General features: G+C 64.5%; 23 protein-coding genes. 12 read left to right on the top strand and 11 right to left on the bottom strand.

The features are described from left to right. Positions 1 to 26 precede the first annotated feature (26 nt). Positions 27 to 494 (bottom strand): NUDIX domain-containing protein, encoded by a 468-nt coding sequence (locus ACQPYR_RS43135; protein WP_433625991.1) that lies wholly within the window; start codon positions 492 to 494, stop codon positions 27 to 29. Positions 495 to 789: 295 nt separating this feature from the next. Between ACQPYR_RS43135 and ACQPYR_RS43130 the strand changes: the two genes are divergently transcribed. Further along, positions 790 to 1,572 (top strand): pirin family protein, encoded by a 783-nt coding sequence (locus ACQPYR_RS43130; protein ID WP_433625989.1) that lies wholly within the window; start codon positions 790 to 792, stop codon positions 1,570 to 1,572. 78 nt (positions 1,573 to 1,650) lie between these two features. Further along, on the top strand, positions 1,651 to 2,130 hold the full coding sequence (locus tag ACQPYR_RS43125; RefSeq protein WP_433625987.1) for a DUF4190 domain-containing protein: 480 nt from the start codon (positions 1,651 to 1,653) through the stop codon (positions 2,128 to 2,130). Here the strand turns inward: ACQPYR_RS43125 and ACQPYR_RS43120 are convergent. Next, the gene (locus ACQPYR_RS43120; RefSeq protein ID WP_433625985.1) at positions 2,108 to 2,650 is read right to left on the bottom strand and encodes a hypothetical protein; all 543 of its coding nucleotides are present in this window, start codon (positions 2,648 to 2,650) and stop codon (positions 2,108 to 2,110) included. The two genes, ACQPYR_RS43125 and ACQPYR_RS43120, sit on opposite strands and share 23 nt — an antisense overlap. Positions 2,651 to 2,781: 131 nt before the next feature. Here ACQPYR_RS43120 and ACQPYR_RS43115 point away from each other — a divergent pair, with 131 nt between their 5' ends. The 3 genes from ACQPYR_RS43115 to ACQPYR_RS43105 all read left to right on the top strand — a co-directional run bounded on the left by ACQPYR_RS43115 (position 2,782) and on the right by ACQPYR_RS43105 (position 6,119). Then, entirely contained in the window at positions 2,782 to 3,633 is an 852-nt protein-coding gene (locus tag ACQPYR_RS43115) for a Scr1 family TA system antitoxin-like transcriptional regulator (protein WP_433625983.1), read from the top strand. Positions 3,634 to 3,643: 10 nt separating this feature from the next. Beyond that, on the top strand, positions 3,644 to 4,021 hold the full coding sequence (locus tag ACQPYR_RS43110; RefSeq protein ID WP_433625981.1) for a DUF397 domain-containing protein: 378 nt from the start codon (positions 3,644 to 3,646) through the stop codon (positions 4,019 to 4,021). Between the two features lie 79 nt (positions 4,022 to 4,100). Beyond that, a complete protein-coding gene (locus ACQPYR_RS43105; RefSeq protein ID WP_433625979.1) occupies positions 4,101 to 6,119 on the top strand; it encodes a M13 family metallopeptidase in 2,019 nt (672 codons plus the stop codon). A gap of 29 nt (positions 6,120 to 6,148) precedes the next feature. Here ACQPYR_RS43105 and ACQPYR_RS43100 read toward each other — a convergent pair whose 3' ends face one another. The 8 genes from ACQPYR_RS43100 to ACQPYR_RS43065 all read right to left on the bottom strand — a co-directional run bounded on the left by ACQPYR_RS43100 (position 6,149) and on the right by ACQPYR_RS43065 (position 15,390). Next, entirely contained in the window at positions 6,149 to 7,228 is a 1,080-nt protein-coding gene (locus ACQPYR_RS43100; protein ID WP_433625977.1) for an ABC transporter ATP-binding protein, read from the bottom strand. 26 nt (positions 7,229 to 7,254) lie between these two features. After that, positions 7,255 to 8,583, bottom strand: a complete 1,329-nt coding sequence (locus tag ACQPYR_RS43095; RefSeq protein ID WP_433625975.1) for an ABC transporter substrate-binding protein — start codon at positions 8,581 to 8,583, stop codon at positions 7,255 to 7,257. A gap of 17 nt (positions 8,584 to 8,600) precedes the next feature. Beyond that, complete coding sequence (locus tag ACQPYR_RS43090; protein WP_433603673.1) at positions 8,601 to 9,392, bottom strand: carbohydrate ABC transporter permease; 792 nt, start codon at positions 9,390 to 9,392, stop codon at positions 8,601 to 8,603. 134 nt (positions 9,393 to 9,526) lie between these two features. Then, positions 9,527 to 10,456 carry a carbohydrate ABC transporter permease gene (locus ACQPYR_RS43085; RefSeq protein ID WP_433625972.1) on the bottom strand — a complete coding sequence of 310 codons (930 nt, stop codon included), beginning with the start codon at positions 10,454 to 10,456 and terminating at the stop codon, positions 9,527 to 9,529. A gap of 368 nt (positions 10,457 to 10,824) precedes the next feature. Further along, entirely contained in the window at positions 10,825 to 11,730 is a 906-nt protein-coding gene (locus ACQPYR_RS43080) for a L,D-transpeptidase (protein WP_433625969.1), read from the bottom strand. A 385-nt stretch (positions 11,731 to 12,115) separates the two neighbouring features. Continuing rightward, positions 12,116 to 13,507: a cytochrome P450 gene (locus ACQPYR_RS43075; RefSeq protein ID WP_433625966.1), complete on the bottom strand. Its 1,392-nt coding sequence runs from the start codon at positions 13,505 to 13,507 to the stop codon at positions 12,116 to 12,118. A gap of 16 nt (positions 13,508 to 13,523) precedes the next feature. Next, a complete protein-coding gene (locus tag ACQPYR_RS43070; RefSeq protein ID WP_433625964.1) occupies positions 13,524 to 14,798 on the bottom strand; it encodes a serine hydrolase domain-containing protein in 1,275 nt (424 codons plus the stop codon). A gap of 37 nt (positions 14,799 to 14,835) precedes the next feature. Further along, positions 14,836 to 15,390, bottom strand: a complete 555-nt coding sequence (locus ACQPYR_RS43065; RefSeq protein ID WP_433625962.1) for a DUF6764 family protein — start codon at positions 15,388 to 15,390, stop codon at positions 14,836 to 14,838. 273 nt (positions 15,391 to 15,663) lie between these two features. On the opposite strand from ACQPYR_RS43065, the gene lppU reads away from it, so the two are divergent. Together lppU and ACQPYR_RS43055 are read left to right on the top strand one after the other, a co-directional pair. Then, positions 15,664 to 16,314 carry an LppU family putative lipoprotein gene (gene lppU / locus ACQPYR_RS43060; RefSeq protein ID WP_063042525.1) on the top strand — a complete coding sequence of 217 codons (651 nt, stop codon included), beginning with the start codon at positions 15,664 to 15,666 and terminating at the stop codon, positions 16,312 to 16,314. 39 nt (positions 16,315 to 16,353) lie between these two features. Then, the gene (locus ACQPYR_RS43055; RefSeq protein ID WP_433625960.1) at positions 16,354 to 17,874 is read left to right on the top strand and encodes an MFS transporter; all 1,521 of its coding nucleotides are present in this window, start codon (positions 16,354 to 16,356) and stop codon (positions 17,872 to 17,874) included. Between the two features lie 43 nt (positions 17,875 to 17,917). Here ACQPYR_RS43055 and ACQPYR_RS43050 read toward each other — a convergent pair whose 3' ends face one another. After that, the gene (locus tag ACQPYR_RS43050) at positions 17,918 to 18,589 is read right to left on the bottom strand and encodes a S1 family peptidase (protein WP_433625957.1); all 672 of its coding nucleotides are present in this window, start codon (positions 18,587 to 18,589) and stop codon (positions 17,918 to 17,920) included. A 599-nt stretch (positions 18,590 to 19,188) separates the two neighbouring features. Here ACQPYR_RS43050 and ACQPYR_RS43045 point away from each other — a divergent pair. From ACQPYR_RS43045 to ACQPYR_RS43025, 5 genes are read left to right on the top strand one after another with little or no spacing between them, the layout of a single operon-like run. Continuing rightward, positions 19,189 to 20,007, top strand: a complete 819-nt coding sequence (locus tag ACQPYR_RS43045) for an MlaE family ABC transporter permease (protein ID WP_174566228.1) — start codon at positions 19,189 to 19,191, stop codon at positions 20,005 to 20,007. A 4-nt stretch (positions 20,008 to 20,011) separates the two neighbouring features. Then, positions 20,012 to 20,875, top strand: a complete 864-nt coding sequence (locus tag ACQPYR_RS43040) for an ABC transporter permease (RefSeq protein ID WP_433625954.1) — start codon at positions 20,012 to 20,014, stop codon at positions 20,873 to 20,875. Between the two features lie 6 nt (positions 20,876 to 20,881). Further along, positions 20,882 to 22,378, top strand: a complete 1,497-nt coding sequence (locus ACQPYR_RS43035) for an MCE family protein (RefSeq protein WP_433625951.1) — start codon at positions 20,882 to 20,884, stop codon at positions 22,376 to 22,378. Then, positions 22,375 to 23,418 (top strand): MCE family protein, encoded by a 1,044-nt coding sequence (locus ACQPYR_RS43030; RefSeq protein ID WP_433625948.1) that lies wholly within the window; start codon positions 22,375 to 22,377, stop codon positions 23,416 to 23,418. Before ACQPYR_RS43035 ends, ACQPYR_RS43030 begins: the two co-directional genes overlap by 4 nt. Next, positions 23,418 to 24,413, top strand: a complete 996-nt coding sequence (locus ACQPYR_RS43025) for an MCE family protein (RefSeq protein WP_433635417.1) — start codon at positions 23,418 to 23,420, stop codon at positions 24,411 to 24,413. Before ACQPYR_RS43030 ends, ACQPYR_RS43025 begins: the two co-directional genes overlap by 1 nt. The last annotated feature ends 3 nt before the right edge of the window (positions 24,414 to 24,416 follow it).

Here is a 24,416-nt window from a genome sequence, read left to right as displayed (position 1 = left end):
CTACCCGCCCCGTGGCCGTCGCCCGATCAGCGAATCCCGTCCGCGATCAGTGCACTGACCGCCTCGCGCGTATCCGGCGCCATCGGCAGATCCGCCACTGTCGCGGCATCGATCCAGGCGAAGGCGTCGTGTTCGCCCGGGGCCAGCGCGACCTCGCCTGGCTCCACCTCGACGATGAAGCTGTATTTGCGAACTCGGGGCTTGGTCCTGGTGGCGTAGTCGAAGTCGCCGAGGAACTCGGTGATGGCGCGCACCCGCAGCCCGGTCTCCTCGAACAGTTCCCGCACCACGCATTCGGCCAGGGTCTCCCCGGATTCGACTCCGCCACCGGGCAGTTCGTACATGCCGCCGTGGTAATCGTCGGGTACGCGGCGCACTACCAGGAGTTTGCTGTCGCGGAATACCGCGACACCGACGACGAAATCGCTGATCCCGTCGCGCTCTGCCGCATCGCGGAGTTGCTGCTCGATGCGGGCGAGCACCTCGGTTCGCATCCGTTCGTCACCTCCGATTCCGTTGTGGCACATGATGTTACGAATCCACCGTGCGCGCGTACCGACCCCCGTCGGGTGCCGGCGGGCCGTGCCGACCGCCGACCCGACTAACCGGTCGGTACTGCTCGCCTGCCGTTGACCGCAGCCGTGAGTGACTCCCGCGCACGTCACTCACGAAGATCAGCTCGCGTAAAATGCCGAGTGCAGGACAATTTACTAGGAATTCGGAGTACCACGTCGTAAGTGCTCCTACCCTGAAAGGTGATCGGTGCACGGTCCCGAGAGGAGGACCACGATGTCCACACTCACGACACCACACATCGATGTCCATCGCGGCGGCGATCGCATGAAAACGCGCGTGTCCTGGCTGGATTCGAAGCACTCGTTCTCCTTCGGTGAGCACTACGATCCCGACAACACCCATCACGGGCTGCTGCTCGTCAATAACGAAGACATTGTTTCCCCTGGTCAGGGCTTCGAAACCCATCCGCACCGGGATATGGAGATCGTGACCTGGGTGCTCGGCGGCTCGCTGGTGCACCAGGATTCGCTAGGGCACAGCGGCGTCATCTATCCCGGTCTGGCGCAGCGGATGAGCGCGGGCACCGGCATTCTGCATTCGGAGAAGAACGACTCCTGGCGTTTGGACCACGGCACCGAACACGACCAGCCGGTCCATTTCGTGCAGATGTGGGTGGTGCCGGACGAACCGGGCTTGGAGCCCGGATATCAGCAGCTCGAGATCGACGACGAATTGGCCCGCGGCGGCCTGGTGACCGTGGCCTCCGGCCTGCCGCGCTATCGCGATCGGACCGCGATCGCCATCGCCAGCAGCCATTCGGCGCTGCATGTGGCGCGGTTGGCGAACAGCGGGGAAACCGAGCAGGCGATCGACCTACCCGACGCCCCGTACCTGCATCTGTTCGTCGCAAGGGGCGAGGTGGAGATGGAGGGCGTGGGTCCGTTATACGCGGGTGACGCCGTGCGCCTGACCAGATCGGGTGGGCAGCTGGTGACCGCCCACGGGCCTGCGGAGATCCTGGTCTGGGAGATGCACGCGCGGCTCGGCTCGGAATAACCCCCTCGGCATCAACATCCCAGCGAGTGCGATCAGAAGGCGACTGCAGCGCAGGCGCACCGGCTGAGAGGAAGTCCCATGGCGCAATATCCGCCGCCCGGTCAATATCCGCCACCGGGTCAGTACCCGCCGCCACCTGGTCATGGGCAGCCGAACTATTGGCAGGAATCTCCCAAGCGCAAAGGCATGGCGATCACCGCACTGGTGCTCGGCATCCTCGGCTTCCTGAGCTGCTGGACGCTGATCGGCGGCTATCTGTTCGGCTTCTTCGCGCTGATCTTCGGCATCATCGCGCTGGTCAAGATTCGTTCCGGCAGTGCCGGCGGCACCGGCATGGCGGTCACCGGATTGATCCTGGGGGTGCTCGCGCTGGTCGCCGCGGTGGTGCTCAGCATCGTCGGCTGGAGCTTCTTCGTCGACTCCGGCGGCAAGGACTATCTGGACTGTCTGCAGAAGGCGGGCAACGATCAGACCAAACAAAACGAGTGCCGGGACAAGTGGGAGCACAGCATCGAGCAGAGCTTCAGCGTGACGCTCACTCCGCGCCCGACCCCTTGACAACACCCTTGAAGACCGACCGGCCGCCACTGTTCGCGCACGTCCGGGTGGCGGCGATGACATCGGCGAGTTCGGGGCGGTAGTCGCCCTCGGGCGGTGCGATCCAGATCCGGTAGCCGCTGAGCTCATCGGTCGGTGAGGGCAGCACGATCCGGCTGCCCGGCAGCGCCACCGAAGCGCAGACCCGGAACAACTCCGGGAACAGCGTCATATCCAGGTACGAGTTGTCGGTCGGACCGGTCAGGAAGGACCAACGGCTGGAGCGCGGATGCGCGATGATCGGTCCGGTCCGCCCGTAGTTGGCCAGGAGGTAGGCGCGTACCCGCTTGCCGAGTGCGGCTGGCATGACGACCGCGCCGACCGCGCCGACTTCCAACAGAATTCGCCCGAGTCCCGGATCGACCACCCCGTAGAGACCGTTGTCCTTGCGATAGCGGCGACATCGCGCCAAGGCGTCTTGGGCCGCCGCGAAATTCTGGGCTGCCAGGTAGCTACCCGATTCCATTCGCGACGTACTCATGACGAACCTCGCCTCGACTCTGAGTGGATCGACGTAAAACCAAAGTTGCCGCTGAAATCGACACTAGACCCGCACAAGTTCCTTGACAATAGTCACACGCCGAGTAAATTTCCGGCGTACCATCTCGAGCCATGGCGCCCGTTTCCCCGACCGTTGCTCGCTGGGAGCTGGTGCTGCGCCTGCGCGAATTGCGCGAACAGCGCGGCTTCGATTCGGCCACCTTCGCCAAACGGGTCGGCTTCACCCCGGCCAACTGGTCGCACGTCGAGAAGGGGCGACGGGTGCTCACCACGAACACCATCGGCCCGGTGCTCGAACTGCTCGAGGTGGATGCCGAGGAGCGCGGCGAGTTGCTGACGCTGCTCGAGGCGAGTAAGCAGCGTGGCTGGTGGGCCAAATCGTCGGCGCTGATCGGGCCGGAACTGCAGCGGCTGTACGGCATGGAGTTCGGCGCGCAGAGCATTCGCAGCTATGACAGCTTGGTTTTTCCCGGTCTGCTGCAGTCCGAGGACTACGCGCGGGCGCTCATCAGTGCCGATGTGATGATCCGGCCGGTTCAGGTCGAGCAACTGGTAGCCATTCGGATGCGGCGGCAGGAGCGGTTGCGCGGCAAGGGACGAGTGGAACTGACCGCGGTCATCGGCGAGGGCACCCTGCTGCAGCAGACCGGTGGGCCGGAGGTGCTGCGCGGACAGTTGGAATATCTGGCGAAGACGATCGAGCAGCTCGACAATATCGAGGTGCGTGTCATCCCGTTCGCGGCGCGGGCGGGCGCGGTGCTCGGCGGGTCCAGTTTCCATCTGATCGACTTCGCTGGCGAACAGCTGCCGACCTTCGCGTGGGCCGAGAGCGCGGTCTTCGGTGGTGCGGTCGACGATCCGGACCAGGTGCGCGATTTGAGCTTCGCTTACGTTCGCGCACTGGAACAATCGTTGAATCGTGCAGCATCATTGGCCCTGATCAGCAGGTATGCACGAGTGTAAAATCCTGCCCATGGCCACCACCGCTACCCTCCGGTCGGTTTTCACTGACTGGTTCACGTCGAGTCGATCGAACAACGGCAATCAATGCGTCGAAGTCCGGTTCGATGGTGACGCGGTGCTCATCCGTGACAGCAAATACCGCCGCAACCCGGCCAACCGCCCCGCCGAAGAGCCCATCATCACCGTCACCGCGAGCCTCTGGACCTCGTTCATCAACCTTCTCAACAGCGGCCGATCGCATAACGAGCTGATCGCACAAACTTGCGCCGATGGCAGCGCTACCCTGCGCCACGGCGATATCACCCTCTCCTACACGCCCGAAGAGTGGGATGCGTTCATCGCCGGCGTACGCGACGGCGAATTCGATCGCATCATCCTGCCCGCCTGACCGCCTACCCCGGCCGTGACGCGGCCGGGGCCAACCTCGGCGACGGCAGCCTCCGCCCCATCTCTGCATACTGGACATCGTGACTTCCGATCTGAGCAGTCCCTCCGGTATCGATCTCTCCCACCTCGACCACGCCGTGCGCGTTCAGGACGATCTGTTCGCCCATGTCAACGGCGGGTGGCTGGATACCTATGAGATACCGGCGGATCGTGCGGTCGACGGCGCCTTCCGGACGCTGTACGACCAGGCGGAGCTTGATGTGCAGACGATCATCCGGCGGGCCGCCGACTCGGCGCCGCCGCACGGTAGTGACGCGCGCAAGATCGGCGATCTGTACTCGAGCTTCATGGACACCGATACGGTGGCCTCGCTCGGGCTGGCGCCGATCGCGGGGGAGCTCACCGAGATCCACGAGGTCGCCGATCGCAGCGCCTTCGCCGCGCTACTGGGTCGCCTGCAGCGCACCGGCGTCGGCGGCGCGCTCGGTTTCTATGTGGATACCGACGACAAGAACTCCAACCGGTATCTGGTGCATGCCACCCAGTCCGGGATCGGGCTGCCCGACGAGTCCTACTACCGGCAGGACGAATTCGCCGAGATCCGGGACCGATATGTCGAACACATCGGCCGGATGTTCGCATTGGCCGCCGCCGAACCGCAGGTCGCCGCACTGCTGCCGGCCGACCTGGCGACGGTCGGACAGCGGATCTTCGAATTGGAGCGCAAGCTCGCGGCCGGGCACTGGGATGTGGTGCGCCGCCGTGACGCCGAGCTGAGCTACAACCTCACCACGTACGACGCGCTGGTCGCCGAGCATCCGGAATTCGATTGGCACGCCTGGACTGCCGCACTCGCCGAGGGGATCTCGAAGTCCGGTCCCGAACTGTTCGCCGAAGTGGTTGTGCGCCAGCCGGATTACGTGCGCACCTTCGCCCAGACCTGGACGGCCGAACCGCTCGCCGACTGGCAGGCGTGGGCGATCTGGCGGCTGTTGCGTTCGCGGGCGCCCTATCTCACCGATCCGCTCGTCGAGGAGAACTTCGACTTCTACGGTCGCACTCTGACCGGCGCGCAGGAGAACCGGGAACGCTGGAAGCGCGGTGTTTCGCTGGTGCAGGATCTGCTCGGTGAGGCGGTCGGCAAACTGTATGTCGGCGAACACTTTCCGCCGGAGGCAAAGGCGCGGATGGTCGAGCTGGTCGCCAACCTGCAGGAGGCCTACCGCCGCAATATCGCCGAGCTGGACTGGATGGGGCCGGATACCAGGGCGGCCGCGCTGGCCAAACTGGAGAAGTTCACCCCCAAGATCGGCTATCCGGACAAATGGCGCGACTACTCCGCCATCGTCATCGTCCCGTCCGATCTGGTCGGCAACTACCGTCGCGGCTATGCCGCCGAACACGATCGCGATCTGAACAAGCTCGGCGGTCCGGTCGATCGCGGCGAATGGTTCATGACCCCGCAGACGGTGAACGCCTACTACAACCCGGGCATGAACGAAATCGTCTTCCCCGCGGCCATTCTGCAGCCGCCGTTCTTCGATATGCACGCCGACGACGCCGCCAACTACGGCGGCATCGGTGCGGTGATCGGCCATGAGATCGGCCACGGTTTCGACGATCAGGGCGCCAAGTACGACGGCGACGGCAATATGATCGACTGGTGGACCGATGCCGATCGCACCGAATTCGGTAAGCGCACAAAGGCTTTGATCGACCAGTACAACGTGCTCTCACCCAAGGCGCTGGCCGACGACCACACCGTCAACGGCGAATTCACCATCGGCGAGAACATCGGTGACCTGGGCGGGCTGTCCATTGCCCTGGCCGCCTACCGGATTTCGCTCGAAGGCGAGGAGCCGCCGGTCATCGACGGTCTGAGCGGTCTGCAGCGCGTCTTCTACGGTTGGGCGCAGGTGTGGCGGACCAAGGCCCGCAATGAGGAGGCCATCCGGCGCCTGGCCACCGACCCGCACTCGCCGCCGGAGTTCCGTTGCAATGCGGTGGTTCGCAATATCGACAGCTTCCACGAGGCTTTCGATGTGCAGCCTGGCGACGAGCTGTATCTGGAACCAGCGCAGCGCGTCAAGATCTGGTGAGCACGCGGCGAGCCGAGGACACGGGGCGCTCAGCGCAGGCGTTCCTCGGTTTCGCCGTCGAAGAAGAAGATCTCGTCGAGTTTCGGACGCAGGCGCAGGCGATCGCCGAGCGCCACTTGGAAGCGGCGGTCCACCCGCGCCACCACCTTGCCGGAGCGGCTGTTCCATTCATCGGTGACGCCGTGGCTGTAGATGAAAGATTCGGCGCCGAGTTCCTCGAGCAGTTCGGCGGCCACGGCGAGGCTGTTATCGGTTTCGGTGGTGGTTTCCCAGGATTCCGGACGGATGCCGACAATGACCCGCTCTCCGGTTGAGGTGCGGGGCAAGGGAATTCGCAGGCCGCCAAGGACGGCGGCACCGTCGCGAACCGGAGCGTCGAGCAGATTCATGCCGGGTGAGCCGATGAACCCCGCGACGAAAGTATTGACCGGATCGTCGTAGAGGTCACGGGGTTTGGCGATCTGCTGGAGCTTCCCTTCGCGCAGCACCGCGACGCGATCGCCCATGGTCATGGCCTCGACCTGGTCGTGGGTGACGTAGACGGTGGTCGTGCCGAGACGCTTCTGCAGCGCGGCGATCTGCGAGCGGGTGCTCACCCGCAGTTTCGCATCCAGGTTGGACAGCGGTTCGTCCATGCAGAAGACCTGCGGTCGGCGCACGATGGCGCGCCCCATCGCGACGCGCTGGCGTTGTCCGCCGGAAAGTTTCGCCGGTTTGCGGTCGAGCAGATGCTCGAGTTCGAGCATCTGCGCCGCCTCCCGCACCCGAACCCCGGTGTCCGCCTTGTTCATTCCGGCATTGCGCAGGGCGAAGCCCATATTCTGCGCGACCGTCATATTCGGATAGAGCGCATAGCTCTGGAATACCATCGCCACATCGCGGGCGCGCGGCGGCAGTCCGGTGACGTCCTTACCGCCGATCAGGATGCGACCCGCCGCGACGGATTCCAATCCGGCCAGCATTCGCAGACTGGTCGATTTGCCGCAACCCGATGGGCCGACGAGGACGATGAATTCCCCGTCGGCGATATCGAGCTCCAGGTTGTCGACGGCGGGCGCCTGCGCACCGGGATACAGATGCGTCACCCCGTCGAAGTGCACTGTTGCCACGGCGTCGATCTCCCTCTTGGTCGGTACTACTTGGGCAGCTTCGGCGTGATCTGCCGGTCGATAATGGTCTGCAGCTGACTGGCGACATTCGCGAAAGCCGTTGCCGGATCGGCATTCTGCAGACCGATCTGCTCCAGTCCGGTGCCGATGATCTGGTCACCGCCCGGCACGAAGACGCGCGCGTAATCCTGCGATTTGGTGACCGCGAGTTGCTCGATGGCGACCTTCGCATTCGGATTCTTCGCCAGGAAGTCGACCTCGCTCGGATCGGTCACCGCGGATTTGCGCACCGGCATATATCCGGTGCCCTGCGAGAAGTAAGCGGTATTCGCGGCATTGGTGATGAACTCGATGAACTTCAGCGCGTTCACCTTGCGCTGATCCGAGATCCGCGAAGGTATCGCCAGCCCGGCACCGCCGGTGGTGACGCCCGGGCCGTTGGGATGGGGCAGGAATGCGGTGCCGAATTGCAGTTTGCCCTCGGCATTCTTCTGGATGCCCCGCAGATCGCCGGTGGAGGCGATGGTGGAGGCGATGACGCCGGTGCCGAAGTCGACGGCGATCTGCGGTTTGATGCCGGCGTACTTCTTGGTGTGGATCATATCGCGCAGGAATTGGCCCGCCGCAATGGTTTTGGGGTCGGTGAACTTCAGCGTCCACTGATCGGAGTAGGCGCCGCCGAAGGTCCAGTTCGGGCCCTGGAAGGTCCAGGCCAGGTAGTTCTTGGCGTCGCCCCAGCCGTGCGCGAGCTTGCCGTCGCCGACCACCGACTGGATCTTCGGACCCCACTCGTCGAACTCCGGCCAGCTCTGCGGGCCGCGGTCGGGCAGACCGGCCTTCGCCCATACGTCCTTGTTGTAGTAGAACAGCGGCGTCGAGCGCGCGTAAGGCAATGCGTAGTGCTTACCGCTGAAGACATAGTCGGCGGCCAGCGAATCGACGTAGTCGTCGAGCTTCACTCCGGCGTCGGCGAAGTGCGAATCGAGCGGTTCGATGGTGCCGTTGAGCGCGTAGTTGAACCACCAGACATCCGACAGCACAACGACATCGGGCAGCTCACCGCCGGACAGCGCCGCATTGAACTTCTGCGACACCTCCTCGTAGTTCTTACCCGCATCGACCAGATTGACCTTCAGATCCGGATACTTCGCCTGGAAGCGGTTGATCAACTCGGCCTCGAGTTCTTTCGAGGTGCCAGGGTGATTCGACCAGAAGGTGATGGTGTTGGCGTCACCGGACTGCTTGCCGCCACCGCCGCTGCCCGCGCATGCGGTCAGTGCGGTACCCGCCGCAAGCGCACCGGCCAGGCCGATGAATCCGCGCCGCGACAGTGCCGGGAATTGTGAAGTGGACACTGGTTTCTCCTAATCGGTCAACCCTTGACCGCACCTGAGGTGAGGCCTTTGATCATGTGGCGCTGTAGCAGCAGGAAGACGACGAGGATCGGCAGCATGGTCAGCAGCGTCCCCGCCATCACCGGTCCCCAGTTGGTGACGCTCGGATTCTCGGTGTTCTGCAGCAGGGTCAGGCCGACCGGCAGTGTGGCGACCCTGGTGTCGTCGGCCATCAGGAACGGCCAGAGGTATTCGTTCCACTCGTTGACCAGCGTGACCACCGCGAAGGCCACCATGGTCGGTCCGGACATCGGCAGCACCACCCGGGTGAGCAGGCGCCACCAGTTGGCGCCGTCCATCCGGGCCGCCTCGATGACCTCCGAGGGCAGTGAGAGGAAGTGATTGCGCATCAGGAAGGTGCCGAAGGCCACCCCGCAGAGCGGAATGATGATGCCCTGGAAGGTATTTCGCCAACCCAACTGGGCGATCAACGCGTAGTTGGAGATCACCGTGATCTGGTTTGGCACCATCAGCGCCGCGATGATCACCAGGAACACCAGCGTCTTGCCCGGAAACCGCAGGAATACCAGGCCGTACGCGCTGAACACGCCGAGCACGAATTTCACCAGCGCGATGATCCCGGTGATGATCAGCGAATTGCGCAGGAAGGTCCAGAACGGCAGCGTCGTGGTGGCGTCCTCGTAGTTCGCCGGATGCCAACTGTGCGGCCAGTACACCGCGGGCTGGGTGTAGATATCCGGACGTGCCTTGAACGAGGTTATGAAGATCCAGAACAGTGGAACGCCGACGATGATCAGCACACACACCATCGCGGCGTATCCGAGCACCGTCACCGCCCGCTGTCTGCGGCGATACGAAAGAGTCGCCACGCTGTTTCCATGGCGACCCGCGCGGGTCGCTGTGTCCGATTTGCGGCGCGCCCATCGCTGCGGCCACGCGTGTTTCACTGCTCGCCCCGATCCATGATGCGCACCTGGACCAGCGTGACGACCAGCAGCACGAGGAACATGATGGTGGCGACCGTCGCGCCGTAGCCGGCCCGGAAGTTGCGGAAGGACTCTTCGTAGACCTGGTAGACCATGGTCGTGGTGCCGGTGCCGAGCGGCCCGCCGCGCGTCATCACATTGATGATGTCGAAGACCTGCAGCGAGTTCAGCAGCACCGTGATGGACAGGAAGAACGTGGTCGGGCGCAGTTGCGGCAGTAGCACTTTGGTGAAGGTGGTCCAGCGGCTCGCACCGTCCATCTCGGCCGCCTCCATGAGATCGGCGCGGGTGCCCTGCAGCGCGGCCAGGTAGATGACGAAGGTGTAGCCGAGGTTCTTCCAAATATAGGTGACCGTCACCATGAACAGCGCCCAGTGCGGATCCTGGTAGAAGTCCGGCACCTTGTCGACCCCAATGCGGTGCAGCACATCCTGGATCAGCCCGAAGCTGGGATCGAAGATGAACTGGAAGGCGACGCCGATGGCCGCGCCGGAGATGACGAACGGCGCGAAGATGGCCGAACGAACCACATTGCGCCCGAACAGCTTACGGTCCAGCAGCAGGGCCAGCGCCAGGCCGAGCACCATGCTGCCGACCACCGCGGCCAGGGTGAACACCACCGTATTGGTGACGATCTGCCAGGAGTCGTCGCGGCCCCACCACTCCCGGTAGTTCGCGAACCCGATGTAGGTCACGAAGTTGTCGGAGATATTGAAGTCGGTCAACGAGAGCCGGATATTGTCGGCCAGCGGACGGTAGACGAACAGCGTCAGCAGCACCAGATTCGGCCCGAGCAACACCAGGAACAGCGCATAGTCCTGCCACGGCCGATTGCGCAGGCCACGCCCACGCGGTTGGGGCAGTACTCGTTCCGGCCTGGTTCGCACGACCGAAGCCTTACGGCGCGCAGCAAACGATCGGTTAAGGCCGAACGCCGATACGCTGAACTTCTTGCTGGGCGTACCCGACGAGTTACCCATGTGCTCGTCCGCCTCCCCGAGCCTTTTGCCGGTCGTGGGGTGCGGCGCGACTATCCTCGCGGGCCGGCGGTCGTGCCGGTGTCTGGATTCTGGGCGTACCCGGCGAGTTACCCATGTTCTCCCGAAATCAGTTGTAGCGTTGCGCCACTCGGGAGACTATCTGGCAACTGGTCTGGCGTACGGAAAATTCCGAACACCATCTATTGAACAAACGAACTCCGCCCAGGCTGTTCGTGCCTGGGCGGAGTTGAGTTTCGGGGGTGGCGATCGGGTGCCTAGTCGTTCCAGTCGCCGTAGCCGTCGCGAGCGTTCAGGGTGCCGCCCTGGGTGTTCTGGACGATGACCGGGTCGCCCTTCTTGGCGTTCTCGAAGAACCACTTGGCGTTCTCGGTGCTGACGTTCAGGCAGCCGTGGCTGGCGTTCGAAACACCCTGCTGCGCAACCGACCACGGGGCGGCGTGCACGAAGATGCCGCTGTTGGAGATCCGGGTGGCGTATTCGACCTCGACCTTGTAGCCCTCGGGATCGGTGGTCGGCACACCGTAGGTGGACGAATCCATGGTCATCTTGCGCAGCTGCTCGCCGACGAAGTAGGTGCCGTTCGGGGTCTCGTGCTTGGTCTTACCCATCGAGGTCGGCATCGTCATGATCTCCTCGCCGTTGCGGGTGATCGTGATGGTGTGCGTTTCGTCGTCGGCGGTGGTGATGAAGGCGTCACCGATCCGGTATGCGGTGCGGGTGCCGCCCGCCTCGACGGTCACATCGGTATTGGCCGGCCAGAACTCGTTCGGCCGCCAGCGCACCTGCGTGTCGCTGAACCAGTAGAAGTGGCCCGGCGCCGGATTCGAGGAGGTGATCCTGATGGCCTGCTCGGCGGTGGTGTGATCGGTCACCGGATCCTTGAAGTTGATGATGATCGGCTGCGCGACGCCGACGGTCTCGCCGTCACCGGGGCTGATACTCGGCGGCGCGAAGTTCGCCGTGGCACCCGGATCGGTGGCGGTCGAGTTAGCGGAGCCGGTGCCGACACCCGGCAATGCCGGATCGGCCTGAGCCGGCGCGACGGCGGTGATGCCGACCGCGGCGATCGCCGCCGACAATAGGATGCCCTGCCGGAGTCGGCGGGCTAGCGCTCCCCGACGAGGAGCAGTCGACGTCCCGGTGTGCAAAGCGGCATGCATAAGTTTCTCGTCCAATCCATCTCTCGCCTACGCCGTGGCGCAGCGAGATCTCTCATCGGTGTGGAGCTCGCAGGGCGGTTTCACGAAGACTCTTCGTGGATTGGCGTGCGAACGCCCACGGAAAAACGGCGCGGGGCACCCGAAGCACCCCACGGGTATATGACGCACCCGACCCTGGCGTCCTTCCTACCGTCCATGGCCATCCGTGGCCAGTGGCGTTTCGGATTGATTCGTGCTTATCGCATAGTGTGGCGAGCAACACATATGCTGTTGGGGGTCATGATCTTTCGTGAAACTTGCCGGTCAGGTCCGTGAGCCTCGGTGGCTCACGGCGGCCGTCAAGTAATTCGAGCCGCAAATGAGCCAAACTCCTTCGTGAGATAAATCACGAAACAACGTCGAATGGGATCGACCTATGCGGACCCGTCGCGATGTTGTGCGGCACCGACAGCGGCACCCGCCCGCGCGCATACCGCGGTGGCAATCGCAGCCGCCGTCGGCCGAGAATGGTCGCGAGCACGATCCGCAGTTCGTAGTCGGCCAGCGATGCCCCGACGCACCGTCGATGTCCGCCGCCGAAGGGTGCGAACTCGTACGGCCGGTACTTGCGCTCGATGAACCGCTCCGGCCGGAAGAGCTGCGGATCGGTCCATACCGCGGGATCGGAATGCAGCAGCGGCAGCGCGATGCCCATGGTGTCGCCCGCCGCGAGTTCGACACCGCGCAGTGCGAACGGCGCGGTCAACCTGCGCAGCACGATCGGCACCGCGGGATGCAGCCGCAGTGTCTCCTGGCACACCGCGTCCAGGAACGGCAGCCCGGCCAGCTCGAGCGGGGAGGCGTCGGGGCCGGCCGCGTCCAGTTCGGCGCGCAGGCGCCGCAACGCCCCGGGTTCTCGATGCAGATGGAACAGCGCCCACACCAGACTGGTCGCGGTGGTCTCGTGTCCGGCGACGAGCAGGGTGCGCAATTGGTCGCACATGTCGTCATCGGTGATCGAGGTACCGTCGTCATAGCTGGTCGCGAGCAGAAGACCGAGAATGTCGGCGCCGACCGAGTCGACGGCGCGGCGCTGTGCGATATCGGTCAGGATCAGCTCGTCGAGCCGCTCGCGCGCGGCCACGAACCGATCCCACGGCGCCCGGCCGAACAGTCCGTGGCGCAGTGCGGGCACCAGCATCAGCGGTCCGGAGTAGGCGGTGAGGAATTCCGCGACCGCGGCGGTGTATTCGGCGCGTCGTTCGCGGCTGTCCACCCCGAATACCGCCTGCAGAATCACCCGCAGCGTGATCGCCCTTGCCGCCGCACGCGAGTCGATGCGCGTGCCCGGTGTCCAGGCGGGGCGGGATTCGCCTGTGCTGCCCGATATTTCGGCGACGGTGGACTCGCGGATGAGTTCGCCGTAGGTGCGTATGCGCGCACCGTGGAACGCGGGTGCCAGCAATGCCCGATCGCGCCGATGTCGTTCGCCCGCGGCCAGGATGAGCGACGCGGAGCCGACCAGGGGTTCGATCGGATTCGGTCGCGGCGGTTCGAGCAGATCGGTCGGCGCGCGGAAGAATTCGCGGGCGCCGTCGGCCGTGCCGGTGAACAGCGCCGCGCCGAAACCGGGAAACCGCACGTAGAACGGATCGCCCTCGCGTTCGCGTCGCCAACGGAAGTACCGCTCGAAATCGATGCCCGCCGCCAACGCGTGCGCAACCACCATTCTCGGTGCGCGCGGCGTCGAAGACGCCGCGTCCAGCGCCGTTTCCTCGGATGCGCCCGCCTGCTCCATATCTATAGCTACGAACTCACGCCGGTCCCGGTTCGACGGCACCCTTCGGGCGCCCCCTGCGCACCGTATTCTCGGCGAGGGCGGCCAAGCGCGCGAGCCGAGCATCCCCGAGCGCGGTCACCGCATTGCCGAGCCGATTGGTGACGAAGGCGATCGACATACCGAGTTCGGGATCGGCATAGGCGCCCGAACCGCCGAGTCCGTAGTGGCCGAAGGCTTTTCGCGGCTGCTGCTTGGACATCACGACCGGACGGTGATAGCCGAGGGTGAATTTCAGCGGCACCCCGAGCACATAGTCGCGGCTGTCGGCCCGCTGTGTCTCATTGATGATCGCGATCGTTTCCGGTCGCAGGAACTGCACCGCGTCGATGGCGTGACCACCGCGTTCGGGATCCAGCGCCTCGACCCGTCCTTTATTCGCAAGGGCTCCATACATTCTGGCCAGTGCGCGCGCCGAGAAAACACCGTTCCAGCCCGGCATCACCGCATCGTGCACGCGCGGATCGCGGACGAGTTCGTCGAAGCTCTCCGGCATCCCCGCCTCGGCGAGTCCGCGCACCGGCCGCACCCAGGACAGCACCGATGACGCGGTATTCCAACGGATTCCGGGTGGATTCAGATGCGGAAATATCCTGGCGATCCGATAGCGCTCGGATTCCGGTACCCGGAACCAGAATTCGTCATAGCCGAGTGGTTCCGCGATCTCGCGGCGCACCACATCAGTGAACTGATCACCGGTGACACGCTGCACGATCTCGGCCACCAGCCAGCCGAAGGTGATCGCGTGATAGCCCGATGTGCGGATGCGCCGCGGATCGGCGGGACTCTCGGCCAGCGCCGTCACCACGGCGTCGTAGTCGAGGATGCCCTCCCGGCCGGGGACCAGGCCGCGCACCCGGTGCAGCCCGGCGCGGTGCGAGAGCACATCGCGCACCGTGATGTCTTCCTTGCCGTGTGCGCCGAACTCCGGCCAGTAAGTGGCGACCGGGGCTTCGTATTCGATCTGCCCGCGCTCGGCCAACCGGTGCACCACGGTCGTGGCGACGCCCTTGCCGGTGGAGAAGGCGAGCGCGACATTCTCGCCGTTCCAACGTCGATCCTTGGCCGCCCAGCCCGCCCAGATGTCGACGACGGGGCGACCGTCGAGATAGATCGCGAGCGCAGCGCCGCCACGCGTCGGCTGGGCGAACATGCCGAAGAAATGATCCGCGAGGCGGACGAATCTCGGATCGACGAGCATCTCCAGCGGCGCGGCTGGCCATCGGTCCGGTGCGGGGAAGGCTGAAACCATGGGTCACACCTCCTGCTGGCTGGCTGGGGCCGAATTCTCAGCCTAACTCGGATCGTGGCGTTTGCCAGCGACCGAAAGGCGTGGTCACACAGGTCGCACCGGTTGCCGAATTCCACGCGAACGCCGCCGTGCCCAGGCACACCACCGCGCTGTCGGCGGTCGCGACCTGTGCGCGCGAGCCGTCGAAGGCGATCGATATCGCGAACAGCGGGGTGGGCGGGCGCGGTTGGTCGGTCTCGGAATCCGTTGCTGCAGCGGCGATCGAGGTCAGCGCGACGGCATCGGCACCGAAGCCGAGCGCGATCGGAATGCCGTCGACTCCGTCGCTGGCGCCCACACCGCCCGCCGCACCGATGCCGAGCGCGGCGGCACCCAGGCCGGCACGGGCGTAGCCGACTCCGTCGTATCCGGCCGCCCGTGCCCGGCCGAGGGATTCGGCCGTGGCCCGGCATGCGGTGCCGCCGTCGATCACGGTGACGTCCGTCCCGCCGTCGGAAGCGCAGTGCACATCGGTTGCCGAAGCCACAGCGGGGAGGATCAGCGCGGCGCCGAACGCGGCGGCGGTGCAGGTGATCGCGCTGATCAGCTTCACGGACGAACTCCTCTCACACCGGAAACCCCACCATACCCAGATCGGTTGCTGTGACACCGATTCCGCTGGTACGCCGCGGTGCCACAGTGATCGAACCAACATTTGGACCGGCACTTCGCTTCTCCGATGCGGTTGCTGTCGACTCGACGCACCTGCGCTCGGTGGTGTATGCATGGCGTGGTATTTCACGCTTTGCTAGATCACTTCGGATTCCGACGGGGGTATGAGTTCGGAGCGTTACAGCCGGGAGGACTGTAAGTGTCTCGTCAACCGATCTCGGGTCGCCTCGCGACTGCGGCCATCGCCGCGGTCTCCGTCGTCGCCGCGCTCTCGCTAGCGGGCTGCGGCAATAAGATCAGCGGCAATGCCCAGCCCGCCATAAACGGGACCATCGATGCGGTCTCATCCACCAACACGCCGAAAACCTCAGGCGCCAGGCCCACCTCGGGACGGCCCACGACCAGTGCCCGCCCGTCCTCCGGTAAGCCGACGGCGACCACCTCGGCGACCAAGGGCGGCAGCACCGATTTCCAGGCCAATGTCGGTGACTGCGTGACACTCGGCGGAACCACCGACAACGCAACCATCGCCAAGGCCTCCTGTGGCAGCCGGGCCTCGAACTACAAGGTCATCGGGAAGGCGGCGACGAGTTCGCAGTGCGTCGCCGACCGCGACTCCGCCTACTTCGAAACCCTCAACGGCGTGCAGCAGGGCGCGATCTGCCTGGATATCGACTGGGTCGTCGGTGGCTGCATGGATATCAGCGGCGAGGATCCCAAGCGCATCGATTGCACCGAACGCGTCAGCCAGGGCGTGAAGGTGACCAATATCCAGCAGGGCGCCGACGATGCCAGCGTCTGCGGCAGCAGCAGCGGCTTCGAGTACCCGACGCGTCGCTTCGTGGTCTGCGTCCAAAATCTCTGACGCCCACGAAGACAGGCGGGTAGCGGCTACGTTTGGTCGGTGAGTGCTGAGTTACCCCGGCTGGGTTCGGCTACCGGCCGCTGGATCCTGCTGGCCACCATCCTCGGTTCGTCGGTGGCCTCGCTGGACGCCACCGTCGTCAATATCGCGCTGCCACGCATCGGCGAATCCCTCGACACCGATGTCGCCGGCCTGCAGTGGACGCTCAACGGCTACACGCTGACCCTGGCCTCGTTCATCCTGCTCGGCGGCTCGCTCGGCGATCATCTCGGACGCCGCAAGGTATTCGTCTGGGGTGTGATCGGTTTCGCGCTGGCCTCGGTGCTCTGCGGTGCCGCGGTGAATATCGAGATGCTCGTCGTCGCCCGGATCCTGCAGGGTGTGGCGGGAGCGATGCTCACCCCTGGCAGCCTGGCGCTGATCTCCTCGTCCATCGACCAACGCGATCAGGGTGCGGCGATCGGCCTGTGGTCCGGGTTCGGCGGCGTCGCGGGCGCACTCGGTCCGTTCCTCGGTGGCTGGCTGATCGAGTTGGCCGGCTGGCAGTCCATCTTCTTCATCAATGTCCCGCTCGCGGTGGTCGTCGTACTCGTCACACTGCGGCATGTGCCGGAGAGCCACGACCCGAATGCCTCGGCGCGACTGGATGTTCCGGGTGCGGCGGTGGTCGCGATGGCCCTCGGCGCGCTGACCTTCGGTCTGATCGATGCGATGCCGCTGCTGGTGGTCGTCGGTCTGTTGCTGCTCACGGTCTTCGTGGTGATCGAAATACGCAGCGACCACCCGCTGGTGCCGCCCTCGCTGTTCGCTGGGACATTTTCGCCGGGCGCGGGGCCCTCCGTGGTTACGGAGGCTACCTCCTCCGGGCCCGTCGCTTCCGGCGGTCGGGTCTTCACAGCCGCAAATCTGGTCACCCTCGCGGTCTACGCCGCGCTCGGCGGTGTCTTCTTCCTCCTGGTCATGCAGCTGCAATTGGTGGCGAAGTACACGCCGCTGATGTCGGGGGTGGCCACGGTTCCGGTCACATTGATCATGCTGGTGCTTTCCGCGCCCGCGGGGCGTTGGGCGCAGGTGCACGGTGCGCGCGTTCCGATGACGGTCGGTCCGCTGCTAGCCGCGCTCGGCCTGGTATTGCTGCTGCGCATCGGCCCCGACACCACCTATCTGACCGATGTACTCCCCGGTGTGCTGGTCTTCGGTCTGGGCCTGTCGGTATTGGTCGCGCCACTCACCGGCGCGGTACTCGGCGCGGTGCCCGCCAGTGAGGCCGGTATCGCCTCCGGGGTGAACAATGCCGTGGCCCGTACCGCTCAGCTGCTCGCGGTCGCCGCGCTGCCCGGCCTCGCGGGCATCTCCGGATCGCTCGGCGACCCAACAGAATTCGACCGCGGCTTCGGCGTCGCGATGTGGATCTGCGTCGGCCTGCTGGTGGCCGGTGCGCTGATCGCGGCAGTACTACTGCGCGCGCCGCGCCGCGCCGCGACACTGGACAATGTCGACTGCATGCCGCAGTGCGGGGTGGCGGGTCCGGCGCTGGCGCCGCTGCACAAAACAGAATGAGCGGGTCATTCGACCCGCTCATTCGGTATTCGACCGATCCTGGCTAGATCGGGTTGAAGCCCGCCCCGACGCTGCCACGGGCATTGATATCGCCCATGATCGAGCTCATATTGGTGCCGACCTCGGGTCCGAAGCAGGCGATGGCGAGATAGGCGTTCACCATGCCGACCAGCGTGGTGCCGACGACGACCGGTGCCCCGGAATCGCCCTCCACCACACACATCTGCGACCAGGTCTCCATATTGGTGCCGAACAGGTCGCCGTAGGCGATGCCGCAGGTATTGCCGGTGGTGCGGCCCTCCTTACAGACGATCATCGGGAACTGGGCCGGGCCGCCGATCCCGGTGATGGTGACATTGCCGACCCGGTTGACCGGGGTGATCTTGGCCGGATCGAATTGGATGATGGCGTAGTCGAGATCGTGGTTGGAGTAGACGAACCGGCCGATCACGCCTGCGCCGCGGTCGAGTTCGGCGTACACCTGAGCGCCCGGGTCGCCGCAGTGTCCCGCGGTCAGGCCGACCAATCGGCCCCCGCCGTCGTAACCGACCGTCGTGACAGTGCATTCGAACTGATTATCGATAATGATTCCCGACCCACCGCCGATGACGGGTGGCCCCGCGGCCTCCGCGGTCCCGGCCCCCGTCGCGACCAGTGCCGCACCAAGAGCTACGGCGAAGGCAGCGTTGGCCATCTTGGCGAGTTTGCTGAACATGTCCCTCCAGACGTCGGAAGTCCGCACGATATCAATCTGTCGCACCCATCGTGTCAGTATTCGGCTCCGGGCGCGTCCTCTATCCGTGGCGATCACTTGCGGGTCGCTCGAAACGGTCAGCTGTCGATGTCGAACGCGTCGGCGAAGACCGCACTTTTCGACATTTTGGATGCAGCGTCTCATTTACCAGCGATAGCGAAAGTCTATTACTGCGATCATCGCAAAGTGTCCGATTGGGTTTCGGTTGTATGTTGATCGGTACCGAAGGAACCATTCGAATCGCGCGCATATTTTGCATGAATATTATCCGCTTAAATATTGGAACAGGCAATATGCGGGACTGCTGGGAGCCGTAGAACTTGTGGCCCGTTCTAGAGGTATCACCGTTAACTTTGGGACCGATCCCAAGCCTCGGGCCACTGCTCATAGCGTTTTCCCACACTGACTCCAATCTATGACTGCAATCACACGGGGGTGGGTGTGTTCTGCACTACTCCGTAGTAGGGTGCGTCAAGCAAACAAGTCGTCGGGGTTTGGTTACCGGCGTCGAGAGGGGTTAGCCAGTGCAGTCGACCAAGAGTCCACCAGCGCAGTCACGGATGAGTGATGCGGTCGATTGGACGAAGGCCTACTGGGAAGACCATCCGAAACGCTCCTTGGAGACCTTCGGCAGACAGATCACGATGGGGTTCGCGGCGGTCGCGGAGTTGTTCATCGCGATATTCCGACGCCGTTTTCCTTATCGTGAGTTCATCCGCCAGTGTGCGTTCATGTCCAGTGTCGCCGCGGCACCGACACTGCTGGTCGCTATCCCGATCGGCGTGATCGTTTCCATCCAGGTCGGCGCGGTCGCGAGCCAGGTCGGTGCGACCTCGTTCATCGGCGCGGCGAACGGTCTCGGCATCATTCAGCAGGGTGCGCCGCTGGTCACCTCGCTGATGATCGCGGGCGCGGTCGGTTCGGCGATCACCGCCGATCTCGGTTCGCGCACCATCCGCGAAGAGATCGACGCGATGCGGGTGATGGGAGTGGATCCGCTGCGTCGCCTGGTCGCGCCCCGGCTCGGTGCGGCCATGCTGGTCAGCGTATTGCTGTGTGGCTTCGTCGTATTCGTCGGATTTTTGACTGGCTACATTTTCAATATTTTCGCGCAGAACGGCACTCCCGGTTCCTATATCGGCACCTTCTCCTCGTTCGCCGTCACCATCGATCTTCTTGTCGCACTGGTGAAATCGTTGATCTTCGGGTTGCTCGCGGCGATCATCGCCTGTGATACCGGGCTCAATACCCGCGGTGGTCCGGGTGGAGTAGCCAACTCGGTGAACTCCGCGGTTGTCAGTTCCGCCATCATGCTGTTCGGCGTGAACTTGATCATCACCCAGATCTACAACGTTCTCCTCCCCCCACAGGTGGTCTGAGCCGGTGTCAACAACCTATGTACCGCCGCTGCTGCGGCCACTTCGACACATAAAGAAGTCCGCGCAGGCACCGGTGGATATGGTGGCGCGCCTGGGTCACCAGGTGTTCTTCTTCCTGCGGTCGGTGGGCTCGATCCCGTTGGCGCTGCGGCACTATCCGAAGGAAGTCTGGCGGCTGCTGTCGGATGTCACCTGGGGCAACGGCAGCCTGGTCGTCGGTGGCGGCACCATCGGCGTCATCCTCATCCTCAGCGCGTTCGGCGGGATGACGGTCGGCATCCAGGGCTACACCTCGCTGAATCTGCTCGGCCTGAGCCCGATCACCGGCGCCATCTCCGCATTCGCGACCACCAGGGAGTTGGGGCCGCTGCTCGCGGCACTCGCCTTCGCCGCCCAGGCCGGCTGTCGCTTCACCGCGCAGCTCGGCGCGATGCGTATCTCCGAGGAGATCGACGCACTCGAGTCGATCGCGATCCGGCCGCTGCCGTATCTGGTGAGCACCAGGATGTTCGCGGCGATGGTCGCCATCGTTCCGCTCTACTGCCTCGGCCTGGCGATGGCCTACATTTCCTGCTCGCTCACGGTGCAGCTGATCGGCAACACCTCCAGCGGTACCTACGCGCATTACTTCTATCAGTTCCTGATACCGACAGACGTGCTCTACTCACTGGCCAAGGCGATGGTGTTCGTCGCGATCACCACATTCATCCAGTGCTACTACGGCTTTTTCGCCTCGGGCGGTCCGGAAGGCGTGGGTGTCGCGGCCGGTCGAGCCATCAAGATGTGCATCATCATCGTGGTTTTCGCGGACCTGTTCATGACATTGGCGATCTGGGGCGTCAATCCCGGCATCCGGATCTCGGGGTAGGACGAGATGATCATCGATCCCAGTGGGCGTGGCCCCACCATGCGACAACTGTTGGTCGCCGGCGTATGCGGACTCGTCGTCTTCGCGCTCATCCTCGGCTTCCTGATGGCGAGATACCAAGGCTATTTCGTGCCCAAGGTGCATGTTGTCGCCGATGTGGGCGACACCGGTGACGGGCTGCCCAGCGAGGCCGACGTGAAGTTCCGCGGCGTGCTGGTCGGCGTGGTCAAGGATGTCGAGGTCGTCGAAAAGGGCGCGCGGCAGAAGGTGAAGATCGACCTGAAACCGGAATTCGCCGGCGATATCCCGTCGAATGTGACCGCCCGCGTGGTGCCGAGCAACCTGTTCGCCGTCACCTCGGTGGAGTTGGTCCCCCCCAACGGTCCCGCGGATCAGTACCTGCACGAGGGTTCGACCATCGAGGAGGACCGCAGCCAGGGCACCATCGCGCTGCAGGACACCCTCACCAACGTGCGAAATATCCTCACCAAGCTCGATCCGGTGCAGTTCGGCCGGGTGCTCGGGACGCTGTCCCAGGCGCTGGACGGCAGCGGCCGGATGCCGGGCTCCACCATCGAGCGGCTGGACAAGTGGCTCACCTCGGTGGACGAGTCCATCCCGAATCTCGGTGTGCTGCTCGATGATTTCTCGGCCTCGGCCCGCGCGCTCAACCAGTCCGCGCCCGAATTGCTCGATGTGCTCGGCAGTTCGGTGAAGACCGCGCAGACCATCGCCGATCACCGCACCGCCTTGGTCGCGTTGATCAGTGGCACGGCGGGCACGGTGGATACGGTCAACGGCCTGTTCGCCCGCAACGGTGATATCGGTAAGCAGATCACGGCGGGGACCAGCGATATGTTCGGCGCGCTTGCCGCCGACGCGAACTCGATCCCGGACACCATCGCGTCGCTGAACAACTCGCTGCGCAAGTTGAGTACGACCTTCCACTGGGGTCCGCAGCGGCAGATGGTCTGGAATGCCGGTGCGACGCTCACCCCGTATCGGCCGTACGAGCAGGCGGACTGCCCGCGCTACGGCAACCTGGCCGGCCCGAGCTGTGCCACTGCACCCGCGGTCTCCGATCCCGGCTACCTGCCACCGTCGATGCAGCCGCGTTCGCTGGAAACGGCGCAGGGTTTGGCGAAACTGCCACTGCCCGCGGGCTTCCCGGAGATCCCGGGTCTGACCTCGCCGGGTGATCCGCTCGCGGCGAGCTCGAGTGAGCCGAAGCCGGCCAGCCCGTTCGCCGGCACCCCGCTGGAGGGTTTGTTCCCGAATCTGGTGCCGCCCGCACCGGGTGCGCAGCCCTCCTCCGATCAGCCCGCGGCCCCGGCCGTGCCCGCCCAACCGGCCAGTGCGCCAGTGACCGCCGGTCCAATTTCGTACGAAGGAGATGCCGCGATCGTGGCCCTGCTCGGTCGTCGGCCGACGACGGCCGAATATCTGCTGCTCAGTTCGGCAATGCGCGGAGGTTCTTTGCAGGTCGGCGGTGCCGCCGAATGAGCGTTCGTAAACCACTGATCGGCTTCGGCCTCTTCGCGATCGTCTCGATCCTGGTCACCGTTGTCGTCTGGAATACGCTGGCGCGGGTCGTGGAGGGTGACACCAACACCTACACCGCGACCTTCAGCGATGTGCTCGGCCTGCGCGAGGGTGATGACGTCCGGATGGCGGGCGTGCGGGTCGGCAAGGTCGAAAAGATCGAAGTCACCCGCGATTCGAAGACCAAGAAGTCCGTCGCCAACGTGACGTTCATCGTGCAGCGCAACCAGACGGTGTACGACGACACGAAGGCGCTGGTGCGCTACCAGAACCTGATCGGCCAGCGTTATGTCGCACTGGCCCCGGGCAAGGCGGCGAGCCCGGCGGTATTGAAGAACAAGGCCACGATTCCGCTCGAGCGCACCGAACCGTCCTTCGATGTGTCCGGACTGCTCAACGGATTCCAGCCGCTGTTTCAGGTGTTGCAGCCCGAGCAGGTGAACCGGCTCTCGGAGACCTTCATCCAGGCATTGCAGGGTGACCGGGTTTCGTTGAGCGCGTTCATCACTCAGGCCGCTACCCTGGCCACGGATTTCCAGCGCCGAGACGCGATTCTCAGCGATGTGATCACCAACCTCAGCGGCGTCATGTCCGGGTTGGCCAAGCGAGGTGATGAATTGGAGACCCTGGTTACCCAGACCCGGGCACTGATCGGCGGCCTGTACGACCAGGGGCAGTCGCTGCAAGCGTCCACGGTGCAGATCGCGGACGCGACCAGCGGACTGGTCGACATGATGGGCAAGATCCAGCCGAAGCTGGCCACGGCACAGGATTCGACGAGTGCGGCGCTGACAATGTTGATCGCCAACGGCGCCAAACTCGACCAAGCCGCGATCGACCTGCCCGCGGCGCTGTCCGCCCTCGGCAAGTTCACCCAGGACGGCGCCTACGCGAATGCGTACTTCTGCAAGCTGGACGTCTCGCTGTACGGCATCCTGCTCCCCCGCGGTCTGCTCACACAGATCGGTGGCAACGGACAGTCGGCGGTGTGCCGCCCATGATGACCAAGATCAAGGACAGGTTCAACCGCAACCGCTACTTCTGGCTGGGTGTCCTCGGTGGCGTCCTCATCATCGTGCTGCTGATCGGCTCGAGCGCTTACAAGCTGATCGGCGTCGGTGAGAAGACGGTCAAGGCCGAGTTCGTGCAGACCGCCGGGGTCAAGGTCGGCGACAAGGTCAATGTGGCCGGTGTCCCGAGCGGCCATGTGTCCGGTGCGAAGCTGGAGAACGGGCATGTCCTGCTCACCCTCAGCGTGGACAACGATGTCGAGCTCGGTCCCGATGCCAGGGCCTCGATCAAGATGGCGACGCTGCTCGGCGCACGCTATGTCGATCTGGACCCCGGTGATGGGTCGGGACTGAAGGACAGCCGAATTCCGTTGTCCAACACCTCGGTTCCGTACAACCTGGCCGATGTGGTCGAGTACGGCACGCCGAAGTTCGAGGCGCTCGACACCAAGCAGTTGGCCACCTCGCTCGATCTGATCAACAAGCAGATGGGCGATTCGCCGGCGCTGACGGCGCAGGCGCTGGACAGCGTCGGCGCACTGGCGAAGGTGATGGATTCACGCAAGGAGGAGGTCGACAGCCTGCTCAAGGATCTCGACCGGGTCACCAGGATTCTCGGCGACAACCGCAATAGCGTGCTGTTGGTGATCACCCAGGGCGAGGCCATCGCCAACCGGGTGATGGAACGCCAGACCCTGCTGCGCCAGCTGCTCGACAACGTGTCGACGCTGAGCCGCCAGCTGCAGGAGATCGGTGCGGCCAATAACAACCAGCTCGGCCCGACCATCGCGCAGCTGAACACCATGGCGGAGGGCCTGCAGAAGAACAAGGACAACCTCGACCGGATGCTGCAGATCATGCCGGTGTCGGTGCGCACCTTCAACAACGCGTTCGGCAACGGTCCGTATGGTGAGGTCGGCCTCCCCTGGCTCTTCCCCGACAACTGGTTGTGCTTCGCCCACCTGATCGAGGGGTGCAAGGGATGAGAC

The sequence above is a fragment of the Nocardia sp. CA-120079 genome, from assembly GCF_050955745.1.
Classification (GTDB): Bacteria; Actinomycetota; Actinomycetes; order Mycobacteriales; family Mycobacteriaceae; genus Nocardia.
Note: the sequence above shows the minus strand (reverse complement) of the source record. Positions and strands in the feature narration are given on the sequence as shown.

Coding starts and splice junctions, on each gene's coding strand:
- ACQPYR_RS43120 (WP_433625985.1), bottom strand. CDS start 2,650: ATGAGTACGTCGCGAATGGAATCGGGTAGCTACCTGGCAGCCCAGAAT.
- ACQPYR_RS43130 (WP_433625989.1), top strand. CDS start 790: ATGTCCACACTCACGACACCACACATCGATGTCCATCGCGGCGGCGAT.
- ACQPYR_RS43125 (WP_433625987.1), top strand. CDS start 1,651: ATGGCGCAATATCCGCCGCCCGGTCAATATCCGCCACCGGGTCAGTAC.
- ACQPYR_RS43035 (WP_433625951.1), top strand. CDS start 20,882: ATGATCATCGATCCCAGTGGGCGTGGCCCCACCATGCGACAACTGTTG.
- ACQPYR_RS43050 (WP_433625957.1), bottom strand. CDS start 18,589: ATGTTCAGCAAACTCGCCAAGATGGCCAACGCTGCCTTCGCCGTAGCT.
- ACQPYR_RS43045 (WP_174566228.1), top strand. CDS start 19,189: ATGAGTGATGCGGTCGATTGGACGAAGGCCTACTGGGAAGACCATCCG.
- ACQPYR_RS43110 (WP_433625981.1), top strand. CDS start 3,644: ATGGCCACCACCGCTACCCTCCGGTCGGTTTTCACTGACTGGTTCACG.
- ACQPYR_RS43070 (WP_433625964.1), bottom strand. CDS start 14,798: ATGGTTTCAGCCTTCCCCGCACCGGACCGATGGCCAGCCGCGCCGCTG.
- ACQPYR_RS43115 (WP_433625983.1), top strand. CDS start 2,782: ATGGCGCCCGTTTCCCCGACCGTTGCTCGCTGGGAGCTGGTGCTGCGC.
- ACQPYR_RS43030 (WP_433625948.1), top strand. CDS start 22,375: ATGAGCGTTCGTAAACCACTGATCGGCTTCGGCCTCTTCGCGATCGTC.
- ACQPYR_RS43090 (WP_433603673.1), bottom strand. CDS start 9,392: ATGGTGTGTGTGCTGATCATCGTCGGCGTTCCACTGTTCTGGATCTTC.
- ACQPYR_RS43025 (WP_433635417.1), top strand. CDS start 23,418: ATGACCAAGATCAAGGACAGGTTCAACCGCAACCGCTACTTCTGGCTG.
- ACQPYR_RS43135 (WP_433625991.1), bottom strand. CDS start 494: ATGCGAACCGAGGTGCTCGCCCGCATCGAGCAGCAACTCCGCGATGCG.
- ACQPYR_RS43080 (WP_433625969.1), bottom strand. CDS start 11,730: ATGCATGCCGCTTTGCACACCGGGACGTCGACTGCTCCTCGTCGGGGA.
- ACQPYR_RS43075 (WP_433625966.1), bottom strand. CDS start 13,507: ATGGAGCAGGCGGGCGCATCCGAGGAAACGGCGCTGGACGCGGCGTCT.